The organism is Candidatus Flexicrinis affinis, from assembly GCA_016716525.1.
Classification (GTDB): Bacteria; Chloroflexota; Anaerolineae; order Aggregatilineales; family Phototrophicaceae; genus Flexicrinis; species Flexicrinis affinis.
In genome coordinates this window covers 92,426-118,768 of the sequence record JADJWE010000002.1, presented here as the reverse complement: position 1 = coordinate 118,768, position 26,343 = coordinate 92,426, and the positions used below count along the sequence as shown (strand labels likewise).

At 63.7% G+C, this 26,343-nt stretch carries 21 protein-coding genes and 1 tRNA gene; 8 read left to right on the top strand and 14 right to left on the bottom strand.

Going from position 1 to position 26,343, the window contains the following annotated elements; genetic code table 11:
• Positions 1 to 75 precede the first annotated feature (75 nt).
• Positions 76 to 1,938, top strand: coding sequence for a maltodextrin glucosidase (gene malZ, locus IPM16_09700; GenBank protein MBK9123376.1), 1,863 nt, complete (start codon positions 76 to 78; stop codon positions 1,936 to 1,938).
• Between the two features lie 150 nt (positions 1,939 to 2,088).
• On the opposite strand, the gene IPM16_09695 is transcribed toward malZ, so the two are convergent.
• The gene (locus tag IPM16_09695) at positions 2,089 to 3,048 is read right to left on the bottom strand and encodes a fructokinase (GenBank protein MBK9123375.1); all 960 of its coding nucleotides are present in this window, start codon (positions 3,046 to 3,048) and stop codon (positions 2,089 to 2,091) included.
• A 177-nt stretch (positions 3,049 to 3,225) separates the two neighbouring features.
• Here IPM16_09695 and IPM16_09690 point away from each other — a divergent pair, with 177 nt between their 5' ends.
• Entirely contained in the window at positions 3,226 to 4,794 is a 1,569-nt protein-coding gene (locus IPM16_09690) for a hypothetical protein (protein ID MBK9123374.1), read from the top strand.
• A gap of 3 nt (positions 4,795 to 4,797) precedes the next feature.
• Here the strand turns inward: IPM16_09690 and IPM16_09685 are convergent, their stop codons facing one another.
• On the bottom strand, positions 4,798 to 6,420 hold the full coding sequence (locus IPM16_09685) for an alpha-amylase (GenBank protein MBK9123373.1): 1,623 nt from the start codon (positions 6,418 to 6,420) through the stop codon (positions 4,798 to 4,800).
• A gap of 180 nt (positions 6,421 to 6,600) precedes the next feature.
• Here IPM16_09685 and IPM16_09680 point away from each other — a divergent pair, with 180 nt between their 5' ends.
• A complete protein-coding gene (locus IPM16_09680) occupies positions 6,601 to 8,106 on the top strand; it encodes a carboxypeptidase M32 (protein ID MBK9123372.1) in 1,506 nt (501 codons plus the stop codon).
• 64 nt (positions 8,107 to 8,170) lie between these two features.
• On the opposite strand, the gene IPM16_09675 is transcribed toward IPM16_09680, so the two are convergent.
• Positions 8,171 to 8,944 (bottom strand): carbon-nitrogen family hydrolase, encoded by a 774-nt coding sequence (locus tag IPM16_09675; GenBank protein MBK9123371.1) that lies wholly within the window; start codon positions 8,942 to 8,944, stop codon positions 8,171 to 8,173.
• Between the two features lie 131 nt (positions 8,945 to 9,075).
• On the opposite strand from IPM16_09675, the gene IPM16_09670 reads away from it, so the two are divergent.
• Positions 9,076 to 10,878, top strand: a complete 1,803-nt coding sequence (locus IPM16_09670; GenBank protein ID MBK9123370.1) for an immune inhibitor A — start codon at positions 9,076 to 9,078, stop codon at positions 10,876 to 10,878.
• Positions 10,879 to 10,933: 55 nt separating this feature from the next.
• Here IPM16_09670 and IPM16_09665 read toward each other — a convergent pair whose 3' ends face one another.
• Both IPM16_09665 and IPM16_09660 read right to left on the bottom strand, forming a co-directional pair.
• Entirely contained in the window at positions 10,934 to 11,161 is a 228-nt protein-coding gene (locus IPM16_09665; GenBank protein ID MBK9123369.1) for a hypothetical protein, read from the bottom strand.
• Between the two features lie 17 nt (positions 11,162 to 11,178).
• Positions 11,179 to 13,326 (bottom strand): hypothetical protein, encoded by a 2,148-nt coding sequence (locus IPM16_09660; protein ID MBK9123368.1) that lies wholly within the window; start codon positions 13,324 to 13,326, stop codon positions 11,179 to 11,181.
• A gap of 71 nt (positions 13,327 to 13,397) precedes the next feature.
• On the opposite strand from IPM16_09660, the gene IPM16_09655 reads away from it, so the two are divergent.
• Positions 13,398 to 13,598 (top strand): hypothetical protein, encoded by a 201-nt coding sequence (locus IPM16_09655; GenBank protein ID MBK9123367.1) that lies wholly within the window; start codon positions 13,398 to 13,400, stop codon positions 13,596 to 13,598.
• Here the strand turns inward: IPM16_09655 and IPM16_09650 are convergent.
• The 5 genes from IPM16_09650 to IPM16_09630 form a co-directional block, all read right to left on the bottom strand.
• Positions 13,595 to 15,058, bottom strand: a complete 1,464-nt coding sequence (locus IPM16_09650) for a stage II sporulation protein M (GenBank protein ID MBK9123366.1) — start codon at positions 15,056 to 15,058, stop codon at positions 13,595 to 13,597. The two genes, IPM16_09655 and IPM16_09650, sit on opposite strands and share 4 nt — an antisense overlap.
• Complete coding sequence (locus IPM16_09645; protein MBK9123365.1) at positions 15,039 to 15,986, bottom strand: ABC transporter ATP-binding protein; 948 nt, start codon at positions 15,984 to 15,986, stop codon at positions 15,039 to 15,041. Before IPM16_09645 ends, IPM16_09650 begins: the two co-directional genes overlap by 20 nt.
• Positions 15,987 to 16,073: 87 nt before the next feature.
• Complete coding sequence (locus IPM16_09640) at positions 16,074 to 17,246, bottom strand: MFS transporter (protein ID MBK9123364.1); 1,173 nt, start codon at positions 17,244 to 17,246, stop codon at positions 16,074 to 16,076.
• Positions 17,247 to 17,355: 109 nt separating this feature from the next.
• A complete protein-coding gene (gene lgt / locus IPM16_09635) occupies positions 17,356 to 18,285 on the bottom strand; it encodes a prolipoprotein diacylglyceryl transferase (protein ID MBK9123363.1) in 930 nt (309 codons plus the stop codon).
• A gap of 3 nt (positions 18,286 to 18,288) precedes the next feature.
• Entirely contained in the window at positions 18,289 to 19,374 is a 1,086-nt protein-coding gene (locus tag IPM16_09630) for a CDP-alcohol phosphatidyltransferase family protein (GenBank protein ID MBK9123362.1), read from the bottom strand.
• A 50-nt stretch (positions 19,375 to 19,424) separates the two neighbouring features.
• On the opposite strand from IPM16_09630, the gene IPM16_09625 reads away from it, so the two are divergent.
• Positions 19,425 to 19,500, top strand: a tRNA-Pro gene (locus tag IPM16_09625).
• A gap of 34 nt (positions 19,501 to 19,534) precedes the next feature.
• Here the strand turns inward: IPM16_09625 and IPM16_09620 are convergent.
• The 3 genes from IPM16_09620 to IPM16_09610 form a co-directional block, all read right to left on the bottom strand.
• Positions 19,535 to 20,356, bottom strand: a complete 822-nt coding sequence (locus IPM16_09620) for a hypothetical protein (GenBank protein MBK9123361.1) — start codon at positions 20,354 to 20,356, stop codon at positions 19,535 to 19,537.
• Positions 20,353 to 20,988 carry a 1-acyl-sn-glycerol-3-phosphate acyltransferase gene (locus tag IPM16_09615; protein ID MBK9123360.1) on the bottom strand — a complete coding sequence of 212 codons (636 nt, stop codon included), beginning with the start codon at positions 20,986 to 20,988 and terminating at the stop codon, positions 20,353 to 20,355. Before IPM16_09615 ends, IPM16_09620 begins: the two co-directional genes overlap by 4 nt.
• An 85-nt stretch (positions 20,989 to 21,073) precedes the next feature.
• On the bottom strand, positions 21,074 to 21,952 hold the full coding sequence (locus IPM16_09610; GenBank protein MBK9123359.1) for a hypothetical protein: 879 nt from the start codon (positions 21,950 to 21,952) through the stop codon (positions 21,074 to 21,076).
• Between the two features lie 168 nt (positions 21,953 to 22,120).
• On the opposite strand from IPM16_09610, the gene IPM16_09605 reads away from it, so the two are divergent.
• The gene (locus IPM16_09605) at positions 22,121 to 22,486 is read left to right on the top strand and encodes a YbaB/EbfC family nucleoid-associated protein (protein MBK9123358.1); all 366 of its coding nucleotides are present in this window, start codon (positions 22,121 to 22,123) and stop codon (positions 22,484 to 22,486) included.
• A 3-nt stretch (positions 22,487 to 22,489) separates the two neighbouring features.
• Positions 22,490 to 23,098, top strand: coding sequence for a recombination protein RecR (gene recR / locus IPM16_09600; protein MBK9123357.1), 609 nt, complete (start codon positions 22,490 to 22,492; stop codon positions 23,096 to 23,098).
• Here the strand turns inward: recR and IPM16_09595 are convergent.
• Complete coding sequence (locus IPM16_09595) at positions 23,091 to 26,342, bottom strand: exodeoxyribonuclease V subunit gamma (GenBank protein MBK9123356.1); 3,252 nt, start codon at positions 26,340 to 26,342, stop codon at positions 23,091 to 23,093. The genes recR and IPM16_09595 overlap by 8 nt on opposite strands.
• Position 26,343: the final 1 nt, after the last annotated feature.

The window sequence follows — 26,343 nt, the reverse complement described above, 5'->3', positions numbered from 1 at the left end:
ACAGCGGCGATGGCATTGTGATCGCCCGGCCAACCGGATAGCATAAGCCGTGGTCCTATCGCATGGGAGGTGGAAATGACCACACCGCATTGGGCATCCGGCGTGCATCACGACGGATCTTCTGTATACGTTTCCAACCCGATCCCCCGCTTGGGCGAGGTCGTGACTGTCACCGTGCGCGTGCCGAAGGATGCGCCGGTGACCGCGGTATTTGTCCGCACGGTTCCGGATGGCGAGGCGCACTTTGCCGCGTTGACACCCGTCCGCGAGGACGCCGTGAGCGTGTTCTGGGAGGGGCCGCTCAAGGTGCATCAGCCGCGCAACAACTATCGGTTCAAGCTGCTCACACCGCACGGCGCGTTCCACCTGTATCAGAACGGCATCGCGCAGTATGACGGCCCGGACTGGGGCGACTTCATCCTCGCGGCCGACTTGCAGACACCGGAATGGGTGCACGAGGCCGTTTTCTATCAGATCTTCCCCGACCGCTTCGCCAACGGCGATCCGTCGATCACGCCGCCGGAAGGCGCTTGGGACGAGGGTGGTATCAAGGTCACGCGGCGGGCATGGGACGAAATGCCGCGCCCGTGGCGCGAGTCGGGCGCAGTCGAATTCTTCGGCGGTGATTTGATCGGTGTACGCGAAAAGCTCGATTATCTCGAAGCGCTCGGCGTCAACGCAGTCTATCTGACGCCGATTTTCCCGAGTTACAGCAACCACCGCTACAATATCCACGACTTCTACTCGGTTGACCCGCACCTCGGCGGGGATCAGGCGCTTGTCGATCTGCGCAACGCGCTGAGCGAGCGTGGCATGTACCTGATGCTGGACGTGACGCATAACCACACCGGCGACCGGCATCCGTGGTTCATCGCCGCACGTGAAGACCCGAACGCGCCGACTGCCGACTACTACACGTTCCACAGCCGTCCGGACGGCTACGAGTCGTGGCTGGGCGTCAGGACGCTGCCCAAGCTCAACTATCAAAGCGAGAAGCTGCGCGAGCAGATGTACGCCGGCCAAGGCAGCGTGCTGCGCTATTGGCTGCGGCCACCGTTCAATATCGACGGCTGGCGGCTTGACGTGGCGAACATGGCGGGGCGGCAGGGTGCGGTGCAGGTCGGCCACAAGGTCGGGCGCGGGATGCGCGCGGCGGTGAAAGAGGAGAATCCGCAAGCCTACTTGATCGGCGAGCACTTCTTCGACAGTACGCCGCACCTGCAAGGCAACGAGTTCGACGCGGTGATGGACTATCAAGGGCTGAACGTGCCGATCTGGCGCTGGATCGCCGGTTACGACGGCGGAAGCTGGGCCGAGGGCAGCAAAGATCCGGTGCCGATGCCGACCGACGCGTTCGCCGAACAGCTTCGACGCTTCCGCGCGGCGGTGCCGTGGATCATCGCCAATCAGCAGTTCCATCAGCTCTGCAGCCACGACACGATGCGCTTCCTGACGATGTGCGGCGGCAGCACGGCCAAAGTCAAGCTTGGCCTCGCGCTCCTGATGACCTATCCCGGCGTGCCGTGTGTCTACTATGGCGACGAAATCGGCCTGCCCGGCGGCACCGACCCGGACAACCGCCGGCCGATGCCGTGGGACGAGGCCAAGTGGGATCACGACCTGCTGGCGCACTACAAGACGTTCATCGCGCTGCGGCGCGGCAGTCCGGCGCTCAAAACCGGCGGTTTTCAGGACTTGCATGCGCAGGGCAACACGTATGCCTTCGGCCGTCAATCGCCCGAACAGCATGTGATCGTGATCGCGCATCGCGGCGACGGGCCGTATCGCGCGTTCCAGCTTAACGTGCGTGCGGCGGGCGTAGCGGATGGCACGACGCTTACGGATATGGTCGGCGGGGCAGCCTACACCGTCATCAACGGATACGTCACGCTCGACGTCGCTGCGTTGGAGATGGTCGTGCTAGAGGTTGGGTACTAGAGCGATCGGGCCCTCATCCCCCAACTCCTTCTCCTTCAGGGAGAAGAGGTGAAACGCAGTCGCGTTTGACCCCTTCTGTCGCAGCAGCCGACAGGTGCCGCGTCAGAGGGACCTGTACGCTTCCGGTTGCGCCTTCTGCTCGGCAGCTAGTTACCCCGCGCTGTGCATCAGGGCCTCGACTTCGGCCATGGTCGGCAGAGCGGGGATGGCCCCGCGCTTGGTCGTCGTGATGGCCCCGACGGTGTTGGCGAAGTGCAGCACGTCGCCGAGGTTGGTGGCCGTCTCTAGCAGGCCGTCCAAGTCCTCGGATGACAGCAGCTTGACCAGCAGCGCGCCGACGAACGCGTCGCCCGCGCCGGTGGTGTCGATGGTCGGGACGCCTTGGCCCTCAGCCAGCAGGAACGTGCCGTCGCGGGTATAGGCCGCCGAGCCGTGCCGTCCGCGCGTCACGACGATCACGCGGGTGTATTCGCGCCACAGCGCGTAGACGTCGCCGCCTGTGAGAAACTCGAGTTCGTCGTCGCTGACTTTGAGGATCGACGCGTATGCGAGCGCCTTCGTGATCTCGGTACGCGCGGTGTCTGCGTTCGGCCACAGATTGAGCCGCAGGTTCGGGTCGTAGCTCACTAACACGCCTTTTTCGAGCGCGTAGCTGGCCGCCGCGACCGTGGCCGACCGCATCGGCTCGGCGACCAGCGCCAAGCTGCCGAAATGAAACGCCCGCGCGTTGTCGATCAGAGCATAGTTCACGTCGTCCGGCGTCATCAGCATGTCGGCGCTGGGATGGCGGTAGAACACGAAACTGCGCTCTCCGTCGGCCTTCAAGCTGACGAATGCCAGCGGTGTACGCGCCTCGGTGATAAATCGCAGGCCGGATGCGTCGACACCGTTTTCGATCAGCACGCCGGCGAGGTAGTGCCCGAACGGATCGTCACCGACCTGACCGATAAACGCGCTGTCCATGCCAAGCCGCTTGATGGCGACGGCGACGTTGGCCGGTGCGCCACCCGGTGCTTTCATGAAGCCCGATGCCTGCCCGACCTCGACGCCCGTCTCGTTGGCGACGAAATCGATCAGCAGTTCACCCATGCATACGACGGTCATCGCCAGTCTCCTGTCTCGCACCGCATATCGGCGCGGATTGTGGCATACGCGCCGCACCGTGTAAAGCAATCGGGCGCGGAGTGTTGAGGACGTTCCGGCCGCTCCCTCAAGAATTGACGACTCGGGCGTGCGGGGACATCGGTTACACTGATAGAAGCGTCGCTGACAAACGGCGGGGGAACCATGACAAGCGCAAGTACGCCTGCACTCGAACGCTGTCCGAACTGCAGCGCCGTCAAACCATTCCGGCTGAGTGGGGGAGTAATCTCGTGCGTGTGGTGCGGATACGTGACTCATCCCGAGCCGGAGGCCCACGACGCCCCGCACGACGATGAACTCGAGGCGCTGTTCGGAGACCCCACCGCTGCGGAATCCGACCCGCTGGTTGTTGTGGACGAACTGCTGACGCAGCGGCGCGAGCGATATCGTCCGTCGTACATCGTAAAGCACAAGGGCGGCGTGTCGGCATACGCCGAGGCGATCTTCGGAACCGCGATGGATCACGTTCGCCGCAAGGACTGGGACGGCGCGATTCATCACCTGCGCCGGGCGGTCGAGTATGAACCGGAGTTCACCGATGCGCACCTGTGGCTCGGTCGGCTGCTGGCGGACGAATCGGAGCGGCGAGCGCACCTGAAGTCGCTGCTGGCGATTGACATGCAGCACGGCGAGGGGCTTCGCGAATTGATGATCCTCGACGGCGAACTGGACGCGGACGATGTCGTGGACGATTTCACGATGCCGGACATCGCCCAAGCCGGCAGCGTGAAGGCCAATGCCCAAGCCACACGTTGCCCGCGCTGCGGCGCGCCCAAGCTAACCCACGACCCGGACCGGCCCGGCGTGCTGCGCTGCGGCTCGTGCGGGCATACGATTGCCAACCGGAGGGACGGTGCGGCGCACAATATGGCACGGGCGATGCTCAAGAAGCGCGCTCAACCGGTGGTGTGGGTGGTCGGCCAGCGCGTCCTGCACTGCAACGGATGCGGCGCGGAGCGAACGCTGCCCGCCCATCAGCTCTCGGAGTCATGCCCGTTCTGCGGCTCGCGAAACATCATTACGCAGGATGCCGTCGGGTCGCTCTCGCAGCCGGATATCGTCGTGCCGTTCCACTTCGACGAAGCGCGCGCCCGTGAGCTGATTTACGCGGCGCTGGACGGGCGGATGGAGCGCGTCATGGCGTGGTTCTCCGACCGGCGTACCGACCGTCTGCATGTCGAAAGTGTGTATCTGCCATACTGGGTGTTCGACGCTGCGGTGGACGTCACGCGCTCGTACCGTATCCGGGATGATTCGCAGTACGCGGTGAATCCGCTGTCGGCCAGTGGTCACGGGCAGATCATCACCGACCGTTTTCCCGATGCGGCGCTCAACGTGCTGATTCCGGCGGTGTCTCAGCCACCGGCGTGGATGCTGTCACGGCTCGGCAGGTTCGAAATGAGCGGTGCACTGGTGTATTCGCCGGAGGTCATTTCGCAGCACAGCGCCGAGATCTACACGACGGACTTCGACGCGGCATCGCTCGAGGCGTATGCAGTGGTCGGCCAAGCCATGCGCGAGAAGCACACGATCAATACGTCCACCGAAACGACCATTTCCGTCAGTTCCATGATGCGACCGATTTCGTTCCGCCTCGCACTGCTGCCGGTGTGGGCCGCTTCGATCCACGAACGCGACGGCGACATCCGGCCTGCGCTGATCAACGGACAGACTGGCAAGGTCGTGCTGGGCAAGGCCGCCAAGCCGAAGTAGGCGTTACGGCACCAGCTCGACGATCATGATGCTGTTTGCCGGCAGCTCGGCCACAGGCTGGTAGCCTGTGATCGTTCCGTAGCCGCCCAGTTCCGGCGCAGCGACGATTTCGCCGTCGAGCAGGCTGACCGCCTCGACAAACGCAACGTTCGGCAGCGACCCGCTGAGCGCATAGTCGCTCGTCGGTTGATCGTCCATGTTGATCAGCACGATGAGCGTCTGCTCCGGGGCATGGCGCGCGAATGCCAGCACGCGGTTATCTGCGCTTTCGAACAAGATGACGTCACCGTACTGCAGCGCCGGCGACTGTGCGCGCAGCTGCGTCAGCGTACGGTACGCGTTCAACACCGACGCGGGATCGTCCTGCTGGGCTGCGACGTTGACGTCCGGGTACTCGGGGTTGACGCGGAACCACGGTTCTCCGGTGGTAAACCCGCCGTTTGCAGAATCGTCCCACTGCATCGGCGACCGGCGCTCGTTGTCGGTATCTGGCAGCGTTCGCCGCCCGCTCATGCCGATCTCTTCGCCGTAGTAGATGAACGGGACGCCGGGCAGGGTCAGCAACGCATAGGCGCTGCGGCGGGCCGCCTCGATGCTGCCGTTGGCCTGCGACATAAACCGGTCCTGATCGTGGTTGGCGATGAAGGTCGCATACTGCAGCGGCGGATACATGCGCAGGACCGGATCGAGGGCGCGCAGCAGCGTGCCCGGCAGCCCAAAGCTGGCCGACCGTACCAGCCCGGCGGCGAGGTCGAACTCGAATGCGATATCCATTTCGCCCCCAACGTACGGGACGACCAGCGGCGTCGCGTCCCAAACCTCACCGACCAGCACGGCGTCCGGCTTGATCTCGCGGATGGCGGCGTGGAAGGCTTCGAGCCACGCGTGCGTCGACGACGTGTTTTCCAGTGCGCGCCCTTCCTCGACGATGAACTTGACCGCGTCGACTCGGAAGCCGTCCACGCCGACATCTTCGAGCCAGAAGCGCGCGATATCGATCATCTCGGCCGTCACGTCAGGATTGGCAAAGTTCAGGTCGGGCTGAGAGGGCGAGAACAGCGCGTAGTAGAAACGCCCGTCCTTGGCATGCCATACGTTTTGCGTGTCCGGCCCGCGAAATCCGGGGTTCTCGTCGGCCCAGATGTAGTAGTTGGCGTACTGCGGGTCACCGGCGGCGGACGCCACAAACCACGGGTGTTCGACGGACGTATGGTTGATGACGAGGTCGATGATCACGGCGATCCCGCGCGCATGGGCCTCCGCGACGAGCTCGCGCATATCGTCTAGCGTGCCGTAGTCCGGGTTGATGTCGGTATAGTCCGTCGCGTCATACCCATGATCGCTCGGTGAGGGCTGAATCGGCATCAACCACAGGCCGGTCACCGCAAGGTCGTCGCCGGTCGCCGGATTTCCATCGTTCAGATAATCGAGCTTCTCGATGATGCCTTGGATGTCGCCGGTGCCGTCGCCGTCGCTGTCGTAGAAGCTGCGCACGAAGATCTGATAGAACACGCGCTCGTTCCACCACTGCGGCCCGCCATCGCTGTCCTGCGCCACGACAGGAATTGACAGCAGGGTCGCCAACAGTCCAATCGCGAGAACAGCGCGCATCACTCGATTCGGCATCACGACTTCTCCGCTAGCTCGGCCCCGGACGAGGCGCTTACGATCGTGCGTGCAGTGTAACGAACCGGATAGGGATGAGACAAGCGGGCCGAGGAGTTGATCGCAATCGCCGCACTATCCACTATCCAGCAAAGTCCGCTATACTGTGCCAGTCAAATTAATTCAAATGGAGGGCAGGACGTGTCCGAAACCCTATCCAAACTCAAGTCGCACTTGCAGCAGGTCACAGACCTCTACAATGCCGCGGCCGTGCTGTACTGGGATCTGGAAGTGATGATGCCGGAAGGCGGCGCTTCTCCGCGTGCGCGGCAGCTTTCGACGCTGTCGCGGATCGCCCATCAGATGGCGACGAGCGACGAGCTCGGGAGGCTGATCGAGGCTGGCGAGCGCGAAGTGGCCGGCGCGGATTACGACAGCGACGATGCCGCGCTGCTGCGCGTTGCGCGCTTCGACTTTGACGAGGCGACCCGGCTTCCGACCGAGTTCGTCGCCGAGTTCACCAAGCTCACTGCTGAGTCGCACGAGGTGTGGGCGCAGGCCCGTGCCGAAAGCGATTTCAGCCGCTTCGAGCCGTACCTTGAGCGCATCCTCGAAATGGTCGTGCGCCGCGCCGAGTACCTCGGCTACACGGATCACCCGTATGACGCGCTGATCAACTCGTACGAGCGGGGTATGACGACAGCCGAGGTCAAGCGCATCTTCGACTCGCACAAGCCGGCGCTCATCGACCTGATCGCACAGATCAGCAAAGTCGAAGGCCGCGTGTCGAACGCGCCCGTGCACCAGCACTTCGACACCGACAAGCAGCGCGAATTTGCACTGTGGGTGGTCGAGCAGTTCGGTTTCGACTTCAAGCGCGGGCGGCAGGACGTGTCGGTGCATCCGTTTTGCACCAATTTCTCTCGTTACGACGTGCGCCTAACCACCCGCTTTCACGACGATTTCCTGAATCCAGCGCTGTTCGGGTTGATGCACGAGACCGGCCACGGCCTGTACGAGCAGGGCAGCGCGCCTGAGATTGACGGGCTGCCGCTGGCAGGCGGCACGTCGCTGGGCGTCCACGAGTCACAGTCGCGCATGTGGGAGAACATCGTCGGGCGCAGCAAGCCGTTCTGGTCGTGGGCTTATCCGCGCTTGCAGCAGACGTTCCCGGCACAGTTGGGCAGTGTCTCGCTCGACGACTTCTGGCGCGCCGTCAACACCGTTGAGCGGCAGTTCATCCGCGTCGAGGCCGACGAGGCCACCTACAACCTGCACATCATGCTGCGCTTCGAGCTGGAGTGCGACATGGTCAGCGGCAAGGTGGCGGTCAAAGATCTGCCGCGCGAATGGAACGAGCGTTTCGAAGCGTATTTGGGCGTCACGCCACCCAACGACAAGGTGGGCGTGCTGCAAGATGTCCACTGGTCAGGCGGGATGATCGGCTACTTCCCGACTTATGCGCTGGGCAACCTGCTGAGCGTGCAGTACTTCAATGCGGCGCTCAAGCAGCACCCGAACCTGCGTGACGAGTTCGCTCAAGGCAAGTTCGATACCCTGCGCAACTGGCTGGTCGAGAACATCCACCGGCACGGGCGCAAGTTCACGTCGCAGGAACTGACCGAGCGTATCGCGGGCGGGCCGATCGACCCGGCGCCGTACGTCGAGTATCTGCAGAACAAGTACGGCGACGTCTACGGGCTGTAAGCTCCTAAGAATCACACCGGGGCGCTTCCCTACGAAGCGCCCCGGTTTTGTTTCGCGCCCAGTCCTAGACTCTGAAGTCCAGCGGCTCGTACAACTCTGGCCTGCGGTCTTCGAACACCGGAATCTTCTCGCGCACGGCGTTTACCCGATCCAGATCGACCTCGGCCGTGAACAGTCCCGGCTCTTCGCCACCTGCCACCACGGTCTTTCCCCACGGATCGACGATCATCGAACCACCCGCAAACGTCGCGCCGCCCGTCTCGCCGACGCTGTTGACGGCGACGATGTACATCTGGTTCTCGATGGCGCGCGCCTTGAGCAGCGTCGTCCAGTGTTCGGCGCGCTCGATCGGCCACTCGGCCGGGACGATCACCATCTTGGCGCCTTCGACGGCGTAGCGCCGGAACAGCTCGGGGAAGCGCAGGTCATAGCAGATCGCCACACCGGTCGGCCCCCACGGTAAATCCATCACCAGCGGCGACGACCCGGCCCTGAGGTGGACGTGCTCGTTCATCAGGCGGAACAGGTGGATCTTCCGGTACACCCCCATCAACTGTCCCTTGGGCGAAAAGAACACCGCGCTGTTGGTCACTTCCACGCCGCGCTTTTCGAGCATCGAGCCGCATACGCAGATGTTGTGTTCTTTGGCGAGTTTGGCGATCTGGGCGAAAACACCGGCGTTCAGTGCCGACGCCAGCTCGTTCGCGCGGTCCAGCGCGTAGCCAGTCGACCACAGTTCCGGCAGCATGATGAGGTGCGATCCGCGCCGTGCCGCCTCCGCGATCAACCGCTCCGCTGCGGTGTAGTTGCGGCCCACGTCACCGAGGGCAATGCGCATCTGTCCCAGCGAGATGACCACTTTCGACATGATTCGACGCTCCATAACGGCTCAGGTTGTGACTAGCATACCGCAAAAGCGGGTCAGTTGAATGTATACTTCGGTCGGTATCTGCCAAGACAGGGGTGTTCATGAGTCGCCGCGTGGGTATTGTCGTCGTGTGGGTCTGCGTGTACGCAGTCGTGCTGGCACAGCCCGCTGATCCACTGCCTGCGATTCCGCCCCGCGATCGTGTGGTGCTCGCCCGCGAGCTGCTTGGCGTGACTGCGACCGACAAACCAGCACCCGCACTTGCCGCTGTGGGTGATGTGCGAACGTTCTACGCGATGGACCTCAACTCTGGCGAACGGCGAAGCCTGCAGGCCGAGTTGATCGCGGCTGGATCGCACGCGACGCTGTGGGTCGAGACGCCGATAGGCATCGATGTGTCGGCTGGCGCGTCGCTTCTTCGGCAGTTCGACGACATCGTGTACCCGGCCGTTCGCGACCTGTGGGGCAGCGAAGACATCCCGGGCATCGACGGCGACCCACGCCTGATGATTGTGTTTGTAGATGGCGTAACATCCGGCACAGCCGCGTACTACTCCAGCAGTGATCGCTACCCGTCCGAGATTGTGCCCTTGAGCAGCGAGGCGGATCTGTTCTTCGTTAGCACCGCGTTGGCGAGTGGACGGCTTGATCGGCCGCAGGTCGTCGCGACGCTGGCGCACGAGTTCCAGCACATGATTCGCGACCACCGCGGAGAACATCCGCAGACGTGGCTGAACGAGGGGCTGTCAACGTACACCGAGCTGGCGCTTGGCATGCTGCCAGCGGACTGGGTGTTTTCGGCATTCCAGCGCAATCCGGGCATTCAGCTCACGGACTGGAGCCTTGAGTCGGACCGCGGCGCGCACTACGGCGGTGCGGGGCTGTTCGTTACGTACGTGGCAGATCGCTTCGGGCGTGAGGGCGTGAGGGCGTTGGCGGCAGGCGAGGGCCCCGGGCTCGCACCGGTACGCGCCATGCTGGGCGCAATCGACCCGGAACTGGACGCCGAGACCTTAATCGCTAACTGGGTCGCCGCAAACTATCTGCGCAGTGACGGTTCGGACCTGCACGGCTACCGCAGCGTGACGCTTCCCGCGCCGGCGTCGCGGCCAATCGCCGTCGGTTCGACGATCGATGTTTCGCTACCCCCCTTTGCAGCGGCGTACTACACCGTCGACGTTGGCGATGCCGGGGTGTTGACGATCGACGTGAGCGCAGACGCCGACGTGTCGATGCTTCCGACCTCGCCGGCGTCAGGCGACCATTTCTGGGTCCCGCTGCGCGCTGACGACAGCGCCGCGGCGCTCCAGCATGAGTTCGATCTGACTGGCGCGTCAGTCCCGGAGCTGTGGTTCGACCTTTGGTACGACCTCGAGGATAACTACGACTATCTGCTGCTCACCGCGACGACAGACGACGGTGCAACGTGGCAAGTCCTTGAACTCGACGCCGCCGAGGACAGCCCGTATGGACCGGCGGTCACGGGGTACAGCGGCGGATGGCATACCGAGCGGGTGCGGTTGGACGACTTTGTGGATCAGCGGGTGCGGGTGCGTTGGCTGGTCGTCACCGACGACGCGCTGACCGAGCCGGGTGTGGCACTGGACGATATTGCGATCGACGCGATCGGTTACCGTGACGACACCGAACAAGGCGTCGGAGAGTGGTCTGCGGCAGGGTGGGTGCTGACGGACAACCGAATCGAGTCGTCGGTGTGGGTGCAGGTTATGCAGCGCACCGATTCGGGTGTGCGCGTCGACCGGCAGCGGGTATATGGCAGCGGACGACTGGAAGTCGACATTGCGCCGGATGCGAGGGATGTCGCGATTGCCATTACACCGCTGGCCGACATGACGACCGAGCCGATCTCCGTCGCCCTGACGGTTCGTGTTGGCGCCGACTGAAACGCAAACAGGCGCCCGTATGGACGCCTGTCTGGCGGTCGATTCTCAGCGTGAACTAGGCGCGGACGCCGTTCTCGCCGACGAGCTGTTCAAGCCGGTCTTCGAGGCGATCGCGCTTCTCCTCGGCCGCGTGTTTGCCCGCTTCAATGGCCTCGTCAACGCGGGCGCGCAGCTTCTCGCGCTGCTCCGGCGTTAAGCGGGTCGCGTAGATCCAACGGGCGACAAGGACTCCGACAAACATCATGAAGGTGGCGAACAGGAAACCGCGAATCAGGCGTGGCATGTTGAGCCTCCTAAGACCTATAACCAAAACGGGACGTCTCCACCATCTTGCGTGAAGGTTCCGCCCTTTTCCAACCAGAACGCCAGCGTGTCGGTATTCACCACCGTCGCCGGAACACCGGTCGGACGGGCGCTGTAATCCAACAGCGACCAGCGAATGACACTGTCCACAGCCTGCCGCAATGAGATGCCATCTGCCAACACATGTACAGGCTGCGGTGTCATCCCTAAGTATATGTGATTTCCGTCACCAATGCGGCCCGACATGGCTCCACGCCCCCGAAGATTGGGGGATTGCGCAGGTGCGGGTAACGGCGTGTACGGCAGCACGACGATCGCCTCGCTGGTACTGAGGACAAGCTGTGAGCCTGCGGGCGGTGCAACGACGCGTCGATCGTCTAGCGCATACAGGCGCGGGACGTTTCGGCGCACGATCTCGACGATGGCGAAGTGTGCCTTGATCGCCTGTCCCCACGTTTTCATCGCCGCGCGCATGTCGGCCGGAAGCCGCCCGTTGACGTGCACGACGATCCGTTTGCCGCTGGTGTCGCGCTGGCTGAACAATTCTCGCATCAGCAGGTAGGGTGGGTGCTGTGGCGACAATTCGCTAGACCGCACGACATAACGCCGGAACGTGCCGTCTGCCGCATAGACGCGCGCGACGGCGTGCATAGTCGTCACGCCGCCGGCCGTGCGCCGCACGCGATCAAGGCCGACGACTTCGTGAAACCCGTCGATCGGGTCGGCAAGTGCGGCAGGTGTATTGCCGGTGCGTGCGAGCAGTTGGACGATGACGCCGGGCATTGCATCCGGGTCGTCAATCATCGTCTGGGTGACGATCTGCGCAGGCAGCGCGCGGGCCAGTGTCAGCGATTTCGCGTAGTCAGCATATTCAGCGACCGCGTCGTCAGGAAGGAACAGCAGCACGATGTCAGGCGTTTCCTTCTCGACTAACTTCACAGCGGCATCCAGCGTGTCTTCTTTCAACACGCGCACTTGCCGTTCGCGGGCGATGTCAAGCCGGAATCCGATCAGGCGCTGAAGCTGGCGCTGCATCGCTTCGACGAAGTCATCCGACTTGATCGACAGGGCGTTGACGATACACGCGCGGATCGGCGACGTCTGAAATCGGTCGCGCAAACGGTACGGTCCGCACGCAAGAAAGTCGATTGCCAGCCTACCGGGAACCGCCGGCCGTGTCCGCCGATCTGCGAAGCGCAGGTACGGGATATCGTCGTCGGTCGGCATCACGAACGTATCCGCACGTTCGCGGCTTGCGTACGCGCGCCCGATCTGGTTCTCGTCCTTGAGTACGTCGCTCAGCGACCGAATCAACGCGGCGCGAGTCGGCGGGTCGAGGCGGACGAGCGGCTCGGCGTGTTCAAGCGCGACGCCGAACTTGGCCAGATCTTCTAGGCGGAGCGCCAGACTTAGACCTGAAGCAGGCATGCGCACCGACCCCCGCTCGTTTTTGAGTCGCAGCACCGGAGAGTCGCCGGGCGCTGCGCGGATGAGGTCGCCCAGCGCGTCCGGGATTCTCTGACGCAGCAGCTTCTCGCGTGCGGGACGTAACGTGCCGTCGACAGCGACGACTTGCGCCGTGAATCCGCCCGGCCCAGTCACGCGCATGCCGGTCAGGTCGCGGCCATCGCCGAGCAGCGCGGCCGCGTCGCGGCTGTGACGAATCCGCGACGAGACGCTGATCGACAGCGCAGGCTCATCGCCCACCGACCACGGCTGCAGGCGGATTTCACGGTCGATCACGATGGTTCCGTTTTCGGCCGGGATCGTCGCGCCGCCCCGCTTCAGTACGCTTTCCAGTGCGCCTCGCAGCGCGGGCGACAGGGTCAGGACGTAGAACTCGGCCAATTGACGGGCGCTCGGTGCGTCTGCCGCTTCGACCGCTTGCACATGGCCCAGCCTGTCTGGCTCGGCGCCGCGCAGGATGTCCAGCGCGATCATCAGCTCGACGTCGCTGCGGGCGACCGCAGTCACGAGCTGCCCGCCCGACCACAGCCACGGAGAAGCCAAGGCCTCACGCAGGCGGCGTGCCAGCAGCCGGCCCGTACGGTCGCGGTCTCGTTCCTCGCTCAGGCGAAGCGTATATGCACCGATCGACTCGACCACGGCGGGTTCTATGGGGAAGACTTCAGCGAACAGATGCATCGGCTGTACCGGAGATTCGGCGGCCTCTGGTATACTTCGGCCCGTATTGTGCAGACAACTGAGGATCGTACGTGAACCAGAAACAAATGACGAATGCCGTCGTTGCCGGGGGCGTGTTGGCCGTCCTCGCAATCGGGATGTTCATCGTACTGTATGTGATCCTCGGTTCGGCCGGGATAGACGCCGCGCCCCGCCTGTTCATCTCGATGTGCGCGCCGCCGGCGGTTCTGGCCCTGCTGGTCGGCGGCTATGCCCTGACGAAGCGGCGCTAGACCCCGAGATACCAGCTCACGACCGCTGAGGTCAAGACCGCCTCGAGTACCGCGGCGATCGCCAGACCGGGGATAATCACCCCGACTGCCAGCTTGATTGTATCACCCAGCGCCTCGATCCATGCCTGACCGACCGTCTTGCCGCGCGGAAGCCGCGTCACCACCGCGCCGAGGCGGACCGCCGCTGCGGTCGCGACCAGAATGATTGGAATCTCAACCCAGCCGTGGGGCAGGATTGTCGCGAGGATGATGCCGGGATCGTTGCCGGTGAGGATCAACTGACAGGTCAAGAAGCCTAGCACGGCGAACGTAACCGGATTCAGTGCCAGCGCCACGACGCCGAACGTGATCGCGGACAGGAACGTCGAAGCGATCAGTACGCGCCCGTTCTGCTGAAACAGGAACGAGACCGTATTGGTCGACTCGAACGGAATGGCCGAGACCTGTGCGCCGACGTCGACGCCCCGGCCAATCGTCCCCGGTTCCAGCGGCAGCCTGAGATCGGGGTTGAAGCCGGCGAGGAAGCCGAATACGAAGAACGCGACGAACACCAGCACCGATACCAACGCCGCCCCACGCAATTTGGCGAGGCTGTACGGGATTGCGCGGCGGTACCATTCGATCAGGTTGCGGGCGCGGTCGCCGCTGTCGTCCACGGCGAGGATGTGGCCCCAAATCCGGCCAAGCAGCCCGCGCAAGTTGACCGTGTCGATCGCACGGCCCAGCAGCTCCTCGCGGTTGAATATCGCCGCGCCGACCCGCAGCAGCAGCAGCGCAACGACGATCATGCCGACGATGATGACCCACAGCGCGCCGATTCCGTTTGGCGATTGCGCATCTTCGGCGAGGAACATGATGACGCTTTCGCCTTGGATCACAAACGCCATCGGCACGATGATGAAGCTCGCAAGCAGGTTTGCGGCGCGCGTGCTAGTCGCTTGACTGCTGACGACCACCGCGCCCGTCACCATCACGAGGGCTTGCACGCCGGTCAGCAGCATAATCTGGACAACTTGCAGCGCGGGCGGCCGCCACTGCAGTTCGCCGAACAGCAGGCCGATAAGGTAGACGCCCATGCCGCCATAGCTCGCCAGCAGCGGCGGGATCATCGCGGCGAGCGTCTTGCCGACGTACAGCTCGATGTTGCTGAGCGGTGTGCTCAGCAGCGGTTCGAGCGATCGGCGCTCCTTTTCCCCGACGAACGTCTCCAGCGCGATCACCAACGAGATCGAAATCGGGAAGAAGCCGACGATCATTAGCAGGAAGGGGATCGTGCGCTCGCCGATGACCGGCGCGCCGAAACCCTCGACGAACGCGCTGAAGCGCGCGGCCACGAACTGCGCCAGCGCCGGGAACAGAAACGTCAGGATGACGATTGGCCCGACGATGCGCCAATCGCGGAAGCTGTCACGCACTTCGCGCCGCGTGATGATCAGAGCGTTACTCAACGTCGCCTGCATCGGCCGTAGTCCCTTCATCTTCTTTGACGACCTGCAAGTAGACGTCTTCGAGCGTCTGGGTCACTGGCGCCAGCGTGACGACATCGACGCCGAGGCCGGTCAGCGTTCGGATCACGTTCGGGTTGTCGCGTTCGGGATCGGGCGTCGTGTACCGCATCCAATGCTCGCCGGTCTCGCGCACGGTGACGATTTGTCGAACGGCTTCGACCGCCCCGTTGAGGTGGCCGGCTACGCGCAGCTCCATGCGCGGCTCGCCCACAAACTGCCGGCGCAAGGCGTCGAAGGTGCCGTTGGCGACCAGCTTACCTTTACGGATGAACGCAATGCTGTCGGCTAGAGTCTGCGCTTCGGTCAGATTGTGCGTAGTGATGAGGAACGTGCGCTTATCGCGCTGCAAGTCGATGATGGCGTCGCGGACCTGCTTGGCCGACAGCGGGTCCATCGCGCTGGTCGGCTCGTCGAGCAGCAGTACGGGTGGGTCATGGAGCAGCGCGCGTACGAGCGCAAGCTTCTGCTTCATACCTTTCGAGTATTCGCCAAGGCGCTTGTCCAGCGCGTCGGACAACCCGAAGCGGTCCATGAGCGCGAGCGCGCGCTTGCGGGCGAGGCCGGCGTCCATGTGGTACACCTGCCCGAAGAAGCGCAGATACTCGACCGCCTTCATGCGCTCATAGAGTCCGTGCTGCTCGGTGAGTACGCCGACGTGCGCGCGCACCTGCTCGGCCTGTGTGACGACATCGAAACCGGCGATGGTCGCCGTGCCGCGAGTCGGCGCGAGGATGCTGGTCATCATGCGGACGGTGGTCGTCTTGCCTGCCCCGTTTGGGCCAAGCAGGGCAAGCACCTGACCGGTGCCGACCGCCAGCGAGACGTCGTCAACGGCGACGAACCCATCGAACACCTTCGTGAGGCCGCGGACTTCGATCAAGAGGCACACTCCAAAGCGAACACCAAAGCCATTATCGCATCAGGTTGGGCTGCAAAGGATTAAAGGATGGGGTGCAGGTGTGCGCCGCTACGCAGATCTTGCCGCAGGTATGCGGCGCTGCTGGCTGCGGTGTATGGCGCCAAGTATCCCGGCGAGGACGATGAAGCCAACGCCCAGAACGATGAACGACGGTGAGATTCCGATCAGGTCGCCGAGCGGTTGAGCAATGAACGGCGCGACAAACTGCCCGAGGAATAGCGCCGTCGTGAAGCCACCCGATGCGCGACCGCGCAAGGTGTTCGGTACGCCTTGATTGAGCGCGACGACGAGAGTCGGTTGGATGATGCCGTAGCCGATGCCGGCGATCACGAGCCCGATCCCCAACGGCAGCGGACTGAGCTGCGATAGCAGCGACGTGCCGACACCGACGCCGACGAACCCCACGGCGATCCGGCCGACAGGGGCCAACGGCCACGAGATGCGCTGTACGACGATCGACGTCACCGAAAACGCAATGCCCATCGACGCGATGGCGAGGCCGGCTATAGTGGTGCCGCCCGTCAGCTCGCGGATCTGAAACGGAAGCTGCAGCGCGGCGGAGATGAAGCCGATTTGAATAGCGAAGATGCCGGCGTACACCGCCAGCAGCAGCCGGCGCATGCGCGGGCCAATGACCGGTTCGTCAGTCGGGGAGTTCGGGCTGACGGAGTCGGTCGGCGGGTCGGGCGCAAGTGTGAGCGCCATCGGGAGGACGAGCAGCACGCCGAGGTACACCCAGAACGGGGCGCGCCACGATTGATCGGCGAGGATCCCGCCGAGGATCGTGAACGTCACCGACGCCGTCCCAATCGCGCCGGACTGCAAGCCGATCATGCGCGAGCGTTCCATGCCGAGGTATCGATCGCCGATGACGGCGGTGATCGCCGTGAATATTCCCGCAACCGCAATGCCCAATACGAAGCGGCCAACGATCACCGTGACAAGGTCCGGCGCCCATAGCCCGGAGGTGCCCGCGACGAGGTACAACAGCAGCGACGCGACCAATACCGGCTTGCGTCCGAACCGGTCGGTCACCACGCCCATTAACGGCGCGGCCAGTGCGACTGCGATCGCCGGCATCGTGACGATCATGCGCGACCACAGCGCGATGTTCGGCTCGCTGGCGAACGCTTCGGCGAATACGGGGGCTACCGGAGCCAGCGCCGACGACGTGGACGCGCCAAGCATGCTGGTTGCCAGTATGGTGAGCTTCAGGTTCATGCCTTGTCCCCGCGGCGCATGTGGGCAGAAGACGGAATCCGCCCGGCCGCGACGCCGTCAAGACGTTCAGCCGGGCGGATGGGGTTGCACAGCGCTGGCAGTGGGTCAGTTAGTGTTCGGCCGCGGCCGAGCTTGTCGTCTGACCCTGCCCACGCCGGAAGATCTTGCCCCACTGGATCGAGCCGAGGCGCGGCAGCAGGAAGAACCCGCTGCCGACAAACGCAACCAAACACAGCGCCTGCGTGACGTTGATGCGCGTCGTTACGTTGCCGTCGCCGTCGTAAATGCGCAGCAAGTTCAGCTCGATGCGCAGGAACTCGAGCAAATAGCGGATGAACGAGTAGGACGCCACGTACAGCAGGAACAACGTACCGGCCTTGAGATTGTTGCGTTGGGTCTGCCACAGGCGCAGCAGCACGAAGAACGTCAGCAGCATCCACAGCCCTTCGTACAGGAAGAGCGGGTGGAACAGCGTCTCGTCAACCGGGAAGTTGATCGTGCTGGTATACGGCGCGACGCGGTAGGCCGATTCGATCTTGAGGCCCCACCAATTGACGCCGGTCGGTGTACCGTACAGTTCCTGATTGATGAAGTTGGCCCAGCGGCCGATGAACTGCGCCAGCGGAAGCGCAACCGCCCCGATGTCTAGCCATTCCATCAGCTTGAGCTTGTTGCGCACGATGTAGATGTATGCGCCGAGGAAGCCGCCGACGAACGCGCCGAAGATGTGCAGGCCGCCGCTCCAAATCGCGATCGCGCCGTTCTGCGTGTCGAAGAAGTTGGCGAAGTACCACGCGGTATCACGCCCGGCCGCGACGGCCGAAACCGGCGGGAACAGGATATACCACAGACGCGCGCCGATGATGCCGAGGATCACGGCACCGAACATTGCGCCCCACACGTGGTCGGGATCTTTGCCGCTGCGTTTGGCTAACCGGGCCGCCACCATTGCCGCGATAAGAATTGCCGCGACGATGATCAAGCCGTAATAGCGGATTTGAATGCTGCCAATCTGGATGGCTTGTGGGCCGAACTCCATCGGCTAACCCTCTCTTTGTTTGAGTACGCGGTATACATACAACAACCGCTGGACGCTGGTAAAGTTCGTGCCGATCGCAAGGATGATGAGGCCGATCGGCAGAAGATCGGGAACGAACAGCATGATCAAAATCATGGCGAGTCGTTCGAGCCGCGTGAACAGCCCGATCTTGACGTCGACCCCGAGACCTTCAGCACGCGCCCTCACGTAGCTGACGGCATATGTACCCATCAGCGCGGCGAAGGCCAACAGCAGCAGTTCCAACCGGTCTAGAACGGCGAAATGATACCCCAATCCGGCGAAAATTGCAGCGTCGGCATAGCGGTCTGACGCAGAATCGAGCAGCGCGCCAAACCGGTCGGTGCGGCCCATCGCGCGTGCCACGGCGCCGTCGAGTGCATCGAATGGAAGCGCGACCAGCAGCAGCAGCGCGCCGACCTGCAGGTGCGAGAGCGCAATCAGCACGGACGCGACGAAAACGAGCACTGTACCGGCGATTGTGACCTGATCCGGATGCACGCCGAAACGAACCAGCAGCGCGCCAGCAGGGTGCAGCACTGCGTGAGTCAGCTTACGCGCGCGGTCGGTCACGGTGGGCGGCGACTGTTCTCCGGTGGGGGCAGCTGGCGGAGAGTCCGTCCGGGCGCGTCCGAACAAGTTGAACGGGAACCTGCGGCGGGGCTTGTCAGGTTCAGGCGCCTCTACGCTGGCGGGTTCCTGCAGGGCCGACGCGGTCGGCTCGACCGGGTGCGCCGGTGGAACGACAGGCGTGTCCGCAATCGGTTCCGGTTCCGGCTCGATGACCGGGGGAGTGGCAGCGGCGGAAGGCACAGGCGCCCGGGCCGCAGTCTCCGGCCCGGACCCCAGTCGCTGCCCCATGTCATCGTCAGGAAGTGGCTCGGAGTTCGGCGTGTCGAGCCAATCGCTGTCAATCTCACCGCTTTCCGTACCTTGAGGGTGGCTGGCCGTTGTCGGACTATCCGCAGGCAGGTCGTCCTTGTTCGCAGCATCACCGGACGGCGGTATTGGAGCTTGGTCGGCCTCTTGCGATGTGGGTTGATCTCGGTTGGGGTTCGCGTTCTCGGCCATATTTCCCTCTTGCCAATGCCTCTGAAGTCCACTAGACTCAGAATGTACGTCGGGGCGTAGCGCAGTTGGTAGCGCGCGTCGTTCGGGTCGACGAGGTCATGGGTTCGAATCCCGTCGCCCCGACCACAAACCTCTGCTTCAGGCAGGGGTTTTTCTTTTCCTAGCACCCGAACGGTGTCGTGATGTTCGGGTCAACACCCACATCCGTCAGATCATACCGAATCACGAGCCGTCCACTCACTGTGGCGCTTGAGCCGAACAGCACCGCGTTCTCGACATCGAGCACCAGATACAGTCGGATCACGGCGTTGTGCTCGGCGCTGAACCACAGCTCTGCGCCCACAATGGACACATCCGCCGCGTCGCCGGTTACCGCAGCCAACTCCAGTGCGTCGGCGTCGAACTCGTAGCGATAGACCGATTCGCCGTTAATCACGCCGGTCTGGCCGACGGGCACGGCGCGCGCGAGGCCGCCGATCAACTGAGTCACGCCAGCGTCAGCGACCACGGCCGCGTCCGTCCCGGTGACGACGCTGCACTGGCCTTCTACTGTGAGGTACACGTCGCGTCCGATCCGCACGGCTTCGGTCGAGACCGGGTCGCCTTCGGTCAGCAGCGCCCCCTCGGCCGTGATCTCGACCCGGCGCGCCGTCGTGAGCAGGTGATGGGCCACCTTGGCTGTCGTTGTGGCATTGGCAGGGCGCGACGTGCCGGAGAACGTGCCTTCGAACTCGGCGACGGCGGTGTACGTCCAACCGTCGAGCTCGCTCAGGCCGTCTTCCAGCGAGCCGAACGCGATCGACTCGCTAAACGGACCGGGCGGAGCGTTCTGCGTCATGACCATCGCAGTGGCGGCCGCGTTCAGGTCGACGATCGTCGTCGGCAGCGGGCCATCCTGACTCGCTGGCGTGCCGCAGCTCGCCAGCGCGCCGGCGGCTAGGATCACTGCCAGTACGATGCAAAACCGGTAAACGCGACTCATTCGGCCTCCTTGCGCACGGCGCTCGGTTTCGGCCGGATCGGTCCAATGTTTTCAGGTCGTTTACCGTTTAGGTTGCCCTCGTACAGAGAGGCAATCACCCGAAAGTCGGCCTCGATGTCGCCGGTGGTTTCAATGGTAGCGATGAACGACAGCGTCTTCTTGGTGTAGTCGATCGCTGCAAGGACGATCGGGACGTGGGCACGATGGGCGATCCAATAGAAACCCACGTGCCAGTACTCGGTTCGCTTGCGCGTGCCTTCCGGGGCAATGACGACCGCAATCGTCTCGCGCTTGGCGATCTCGGCCGCCATCTGGGTGACGAGGTTGTTGCTGGTGGAGCGGTCAACCGGGATTCCGCCGAACACCTTGAAGACCCACCCGACAATCGGCGTGCGGGCGATCTCGGCCTTCATGATGACGTTGGTGCGCAGGCGCATGTAGCCTGTGATGACCAGATACCAGAAGCCGTCCCAGTTGGTCGTATGCGGAACGCCGATGATCACCATTTTCGGGACATTGGGCAGGCCGCCACCGTACTTCCAGCCGAACAGCCACATGATGACGCTGGAGATCCAACGGACCCAGCGCGGCAAGGTGGGCGGGCGTTCACCCGGTGGTGGCTGCATGATCATAGCGTGACAATACCCTCGCTGCGGCGCGAAAGCGCGCGCGGTCCATTCTAGCGGATTATCGGCGTCGTGTAACGTGGGGCCAGTACTAGCGCGTGCGAGGCGGGCGGGCGAGGGGGTGCCGCTTGTCCTCCGGCGGTTTGAGGTCGATGTCCAGCGGCTTGGGTCTGCGAGCTGGCTCGGAGCGGATGTTTGCCGCAACGATCAACGCGATCCCGATGAAGATGGCCGCCATGAACACGATCGTGTCTGAGAACAGGCCGAAGCTAGCGACCATGACGTTTGGTGAAATCTCCGCTGTTTGCGCGGCGGTCGACAAGCTGGACCAGAGGATCGCCCCGACGATTGCCAGAAGGCCCAGCAGGCTCAACGCGGCACCGTCATTCTTACGGATGACGTGGCCGAACAGGTTGCGACCATGCCGCGCCATCAGCCGACGGTCGTCGGCTTCGCTTGATACAGCGTCGTCGTTGAGAACCGGCTCTCCGTGCGACTCGGTCCACCGCAGTGTGCGAATCGCGTGATCGTCGAACGCGGCGGTCGGATCGTAACTGGCAAACTTTAGATCGAGGTCGGGCTTGGCGGCTTGTGTGCCGTGCGGATAGGTGGTCGCCACCATCGAGTCGTCGGCGAAGACGCTGATGAACGTGATCGTAAACGGCGGTTCCGCCGCGACTGGCGCGAGGCTGGCGTAGATACCCATATCGTGCCGGTACGTGAAGATCGTCGTGGCCTGCCGCTGCAGCGCATAGCGCTGCTCGATGGCGTGGATTGGTGCAAAGCCGAGCCCTTTCAGCAGCGCATCGATGTCGTTGAGCGTTTCTGCGACCGGGCTGGCATCGAGGACGCGACGTCCGCGCAGGATGTCACCGCGGCGCAAGATCAGGGCAATTCGCACGTGATGGACGATGCGGTATAGGAGGAACAAGCATGCAGCTAATAGTAGGAATTGGATGGGTTGAGACATGCAAGTGTCCTTGTTGAGCGACCAGTGTGGCGCTGCAACTCAGTATAGGGGAGTTCGGCATGTGCCGCGAAAAAGAACGCGTGCATGTGGTAAAATTGCACGGGATGAATCCCCGTAACAATCAGGCGAGGAGCAGGTCAAATGTCGAAAGGCAAGGGAGGCCGCGGTATGGGTGGCATGGGTGGTTTCGGCGGTGGTGGTGGCGCGGGTGGCAACATGATGCGCCAGATTCAGAAGATGCAGGCGGATATGCTCGCCGCGCAGGAAGCACTCGCCAACGAGACGGTCGAAGTCTCGGTGGGCGGCGGCGCGATCACGCTGGTCGTCACCGGCCATCAGCGCGTCCAGTCGATCACGATCAACCCGGACGTCGTCGACACCAGCGATCCGGAATGGGTAAATGACCTGCAAGACCTGCTCGTATTGGCTGTCAATCAAGGCATCGAACAGAGCCAGTCGATGGCGGCCGAAAAGATGGAGTCGATCACCGGCGGTTTGGGCAGCATTCCGGGGTTGGGCGGCCTGCTCGGCTAACGTATGTCGTCACAGGCGATTCCCGAGCCCGTCGCGCGATTGATCGACGCGTTTTCGCGCCTGCCAAGCATCGGCAGCAAGACCGCGTCGCGCCTTACCTTCTACCTGCTGCGCGCGCCTGACGAACTCAGCGAAACACTCAGCGACGCGCTGCGTGATCTCAAGGCGCTGACGCGTTTTTGCAGTGTTTGCGGAAACATCACCGTGGACGACCCGTGCGCGATTTGCAGCGACTCTCGACGCGACGCTTCGGTGATCGCGGTGGTCGAAGAGCCGCTCGATCTGCTGGCGCTCGAGTCGGCGGGGACGTTTCAGGGGCGTTACCACGTGCTCGGAGGTGCGATCTCGCCGGTTAACGGCATCGGGCCGGACGACCTGCGCATCCGCGAACTGACGCAGCGGGTGGCGGACGGTCGCGTGCTTGAGGTGATCGTCGCCACCAATCCCGGTCAAGAAGGGGACGCGACAGCGTTGTACATCGCGCGCGAGTTGAAGGACACCGGCGTCAAACTGACGCGGCTCGCGCGCGGGTTGCCCACCGGCAGCGACTTGCAGTACGTCGACTCCGTGACCTTGCTGCGCGCGCTGCAGGGTCGCACCCCGTTTACGTAGACTGGGCGTACATCTCGCACAGCCGGCACAGAATGGCGAATACACAGTACTCATCGCATTTGCCGCTAGCGAGCATCGGCGGCTCAGGAATGAACACACCGCTGCGCACGCTCGCGACCGCATTGGCGATCGCGCGGTAGGCGACGGTCGGGTCAACATCCTTGGTCGTGTCGAGGCGCGCGCCACTTCGGACGGATACGTACATGGCGTCGGCGACATCGAGAGGGAACCCGCGCGCCGCGCGCCCGAACCTTGAACGCTCCGGTCGGGCCGAGTCTTCCAGAATGGCCCGCAGCGCCGCGGCATAGACGTGCACCTGCGACACTTGTCCATTCTCAATTCTAGTACGCGGAATTTTGTTCTGGCTGCGCTTGTAGTCGACGATCACGAGATCGAGGCGGTCCGGCCGCTGGATACAGTCGATCCGGTCGATCATGCCGATCAAGTGGATATCGACCGGGCCGTCGTCGCCTTCGAACGTCACGAGGACTGCGCTGTCGTCCTTCTGCAGGCTGAATTCGGTCGCCGCCGTCCAGCGTAAAGCGCCCGCGGCTTGCTGGGCAATCGGCCCGTCGCCGTTGAAGTCGGTGGTGACGAATTGGCGCAGATAAGCGCGGATCACGATCTGCTGCTGCGACCACGCTGCCCCCGGCAGCACGCCAAGCCGCGTAACCTCGGCGAACGCCGTATCCGCCGCGGCGTCAAGTAGGCGCAGCGCTCCATCGAGCCCTTCGGGCACGATCGGCGACGGCGGCCCATTGAACTCGCTGTACACCTCGCGCAGAATCTGGTGTATCAGCGTTCCTTCCACGGTCGCGTCGACGCCCTCTTCCGGGTCTTCGAGTTCCCTGAACCCGAGCTGCTTGGCCGCGAATACGCGATAGGCGCTCGTGCACAACGACTCGAGCTGCGATGCCGACCACCAATGCGTGTCCCACTGCAGTGAGAGCGGCTTGCTTGCGGCAAACAGCCGTAGATCACCGATGTGATCGGCGTAGGGATTGGTCGGGTCGGCGGTTCTGGCGCGCGCGAACTCGCGCCGCGCAAGTTCTGCGCCGCTTGCACGCCGGACATGCGCGGTTTCCACGGCCGACACGCGGCGCAGCGTTTCGGCGGCGGAGTCCCCGAACCGGACGTAGAGCGACTCGATTAGTTCGTGGGGAGATGCCGCGTCTTGCGGATGAGCCGACTCGCCTGATCGCACGGTGATGCGGCAGGCGTCAGGGATCTGCTCGGGCAAGATTTCGTGAATCCCGTTCCATAGCACCGATGCCGGCCACGATCCGTTGGTCCGGGCCGTCGGCCGTGATAGCGTGAGAGTGGACTTGGCGAGCGCCAATAATTCGAAGAACACGCTGTCGTCGTCGGCGCGGTCGGCGACGGGCCGAAGCAGCGGGCTGCCGTCGTACGTTAGCGCAGTGCGTTCGCTGTCGAGGTAAATCGGATCGCTGGCGACCGGCGCCGGGAAGATCCCCTCGGACAAGCCCATGATGACCACGTGGTTGTGCGGCGTGCCGCGACACTCGGAGGTCGTTGCGATCAGCACCCGCCCGCTGCGATCGCGGTCGACCTCGATGGTCGTCACCTCCGCGGCGGCGAGCAGGTCGCGGACGAACTCATCCCACGTGACCATCGAGCCGCCCGGTATGTCGACCGCGTCGAGCAGATCCTCGGTCAAGAGCATCTCGCGGAGGATGCCTTTCACGGCACGCAGCGCGTCCGTATCGCGTTCGCTGGTGGAGCCTTCACGCGCCATCGCGGTAATGCCGAGGCTGTTGCCAGATTCCGGTTCACGATCCAACAAGGTCGGGTCGGGCCCGAGGAGATCCTCGAATCGACGCACCTGATTCCAGACCGTCGTTGGCGCAGGATCTGGCGTTACGGCGCCGAACAGCGTGAGCAACGCGTCGGAAAGCAGGTCGCGTTCGTCGCTGGTGAGCAGGGGTTCGCCGTCTTTGCCGGTCAAGTCCACCGCCGCGTCGAGCGCATCGAACCATGCGTTGCGCCCGCGGACGACGGTCAGCGCCCGGCCGACGGCTTCGAGCTTTGAGATCAACTGCGGCTCCAGCCCTGCCAGCGCGACGTATGGCGAGCGCAGGACATCGATGACGGTGTTGAACCTGAACTCCTGCTGCGGGAGCGTCAGCACCGTGCGGATGAGCGCGAGCAAGGGATGGCGAACGAGGGCCGTGCCGGACTGCAGCGCGATGGGCACGCCATACTCGGAGGCCGCCGCGGCCAACGGTTCGGCATAACGGTCCCAGTCGCGCAGGGCGATCAACACATCGTCCGGCGGCGCGCGATGTTCGACAAGCAGGCGCTTGACGTGCCGCATGACGGCGCGCGCCTCTGACGAGACAGAATGCGCCTCGATCAGCAGCACAGATCGTGCTGCGTCGGGTGTGGTTCGATGCGGCTGCCCGTCAAGGGCGAATCCGTGTTGGACGATGTGCCGTATCAGCTCGATACGCGGAGCGCTGGAGGCCAGCGGGCGAACTTCGACGGGTTCGATCGCCATGGCTGCCGCTTCGAAACGCCGGCCGATGCCGTCCTCGCGCCCCGCCACGTGTGAAAGGGTCACAACCGAGCGCCCCGCGCGGGCCGCGATTGCGCGCAGCAGATCGGCCTGCACAGGCGTGAAGTTGTCGAACCCGTCCGCGACGAACAGCTCGAGATGCGGATTCCAGTCGACCTCGCGCAGGCGGGCAAGCGCCAGCCATGCTTCGCCTTCCGTGTCGACCAGCGCGTTACGCCGCAGCGTCTCTTGATATGCCGCGTACAAACGGGCGATGTCGGAGTCTTTGCCGGTGCCGTGCGTACGCGCGGCGGCGTCGAATGTCTCGGGTATGACCCGATCGGACTTCAGCTCGCCGATCAGCTTGCCTATGGCGACCGCAAATCCCGGTTGTGTCGAGCCTTCGGTAAGCGTGTCGAGCGGCGTATGGGCAGCAAGCTGGCGCAGCAGATGTTGGCGAGCGGCAGGCGTCAAGCTGCGGACGGGTTCGCCGATCAGGTTAAGGACGCGGCGAGTCAGGCTGTAGAAATTGAACAGCTCGACGTTGAAGGTCGGGGCAGGACGCGACTGGAGTGTGTGCAGCAGCCTGTCGCGGAACGCGGCGCGCTGGCGACTGGTCGGCAGCACGACCCAGATCCGCTGAAGTGGATGCTGTGACGCCACCTGCTGCACAAGTTCGATTACGGCGTGAGTCTTGCCACCGCCCGGCTCGCTTCGCCACAATTCCATG

Bases quoted from the DNA above. Each gene is read 5' to 3' on its own strand.
- IPM16_09630 (MBK9123362.1), bottom strand. From the start codon at position 19,374: ATGGCCGAGAACGCGAACCCCAACCGAGATCAACCCACATCGCAAGAG.
- IPM16_09685 (MBK9123373.1), bottom strand. From the start codon at position 6,420: ATGCCGAATCGAGTGATGCGCGCTGTTCTCGCGATTGGACTGTTGGCG.
- lgt (MBK9123363.1), bottom strand. From the start codon at position 18,285: ATGGAGTTCGGCCCACAAGCCATCCAGATTGGCAGCATTCAAATCCGC.
- IPM16_09620 (MBK9123361.1), bottom strand. From the start codon at position 20,356: ATGAGTCGCGTTTACCGGTTTTGCATCGTACTGGCAGTGATCCTAGCC.
- IPM16_09595 (MBK9123356.1), bottom strand. From the start codon at position 26,342: ATGGAATTGTGGCGAAGCGAGCCGGGCGGTGGCAAGACTCACGCCGTA.
- malZ (MBK9123376.1), top strand. From the start codon at position 76: ATGACCACACCGCATTGGGCATCCGGCGTGCATCACGACGGATCTTCT.
- IPM16_09615 (MBK9123360.1), bottom strand. From the start codon at position 20,988: ATGATCATGCAGCCACCACCGGGTGAACGCCCGCCCACCTTGCCGCGC.
- recR (MBK9123357.1), top strand. From the start codon at position 22,490: ATGTCGTCACAGGCGATTCCCGAGCCCGTCGCGCGATTGATCGACGCG.
- IPM16_09610 (MBK9123359.1), bottom strand. From the start codon at position 21,952: ATGTCTCAACCCATCCAATTCCTACTATTAGCTGCATGCTTGTTCCTC.
- IPM16_09675 (MBK9123371.1), bottom strand. From the start codon at position 8,944: ATGCGCATTGCCCTCGGTGACGTGGGCCGCAACTACACCGCAGCGGAG.
- IPM16_09640 (MBK9123364.1), bottom strand. From the start codon at position 17,246: ATGAACCTGAAGCTCACCATACTGGCAACCAGCATGCTTGGCGCGTCC.
- IPM16_09650 (MBK9123366.1), bottom strand. From the start codon at position 15,058: ATGCAGGCGACGTTGAGTAACGCTCTGATCATCACGCGGCGCGAAGTG.
- IPM16_09665 (MBK9123369.1), bottom strand. From the start codon at position 11,161: ATGCCACGCCTGATTCGCGGTTTCCTGTTCGCCACCTTCATGATGTTT.
- IPM16_09690 (MBK9123374.1), top strand. From the start codon at position 3,226: ATGACAAGCGCAAGTACGCCTGCACTCGAACGCTGTCCGAACTGCAGC.
- IPM16_09605 (MBK9123358.1), top strand. From the start codon at position 22,121: ATGGGTGGCATGGGTGGTTTCGGCGGTGGTGGTGGCGCGGGTGGCAAC.
- IPM16_09660 (MBK9123368.1), bottom strand. From the start codon at position 13,326: ATGCATCTGTTCGCTGAAGTCTTCCCCATAGAACCCGCCGTGGTCGAG.
- IPM16_09670 (MBK9123370.1), top strand. From the start codon at position 9,076: ATGAGTCGCCGCGTGGGTATTGTCGTCGTGTGGGTCTGCGTGTACGCA.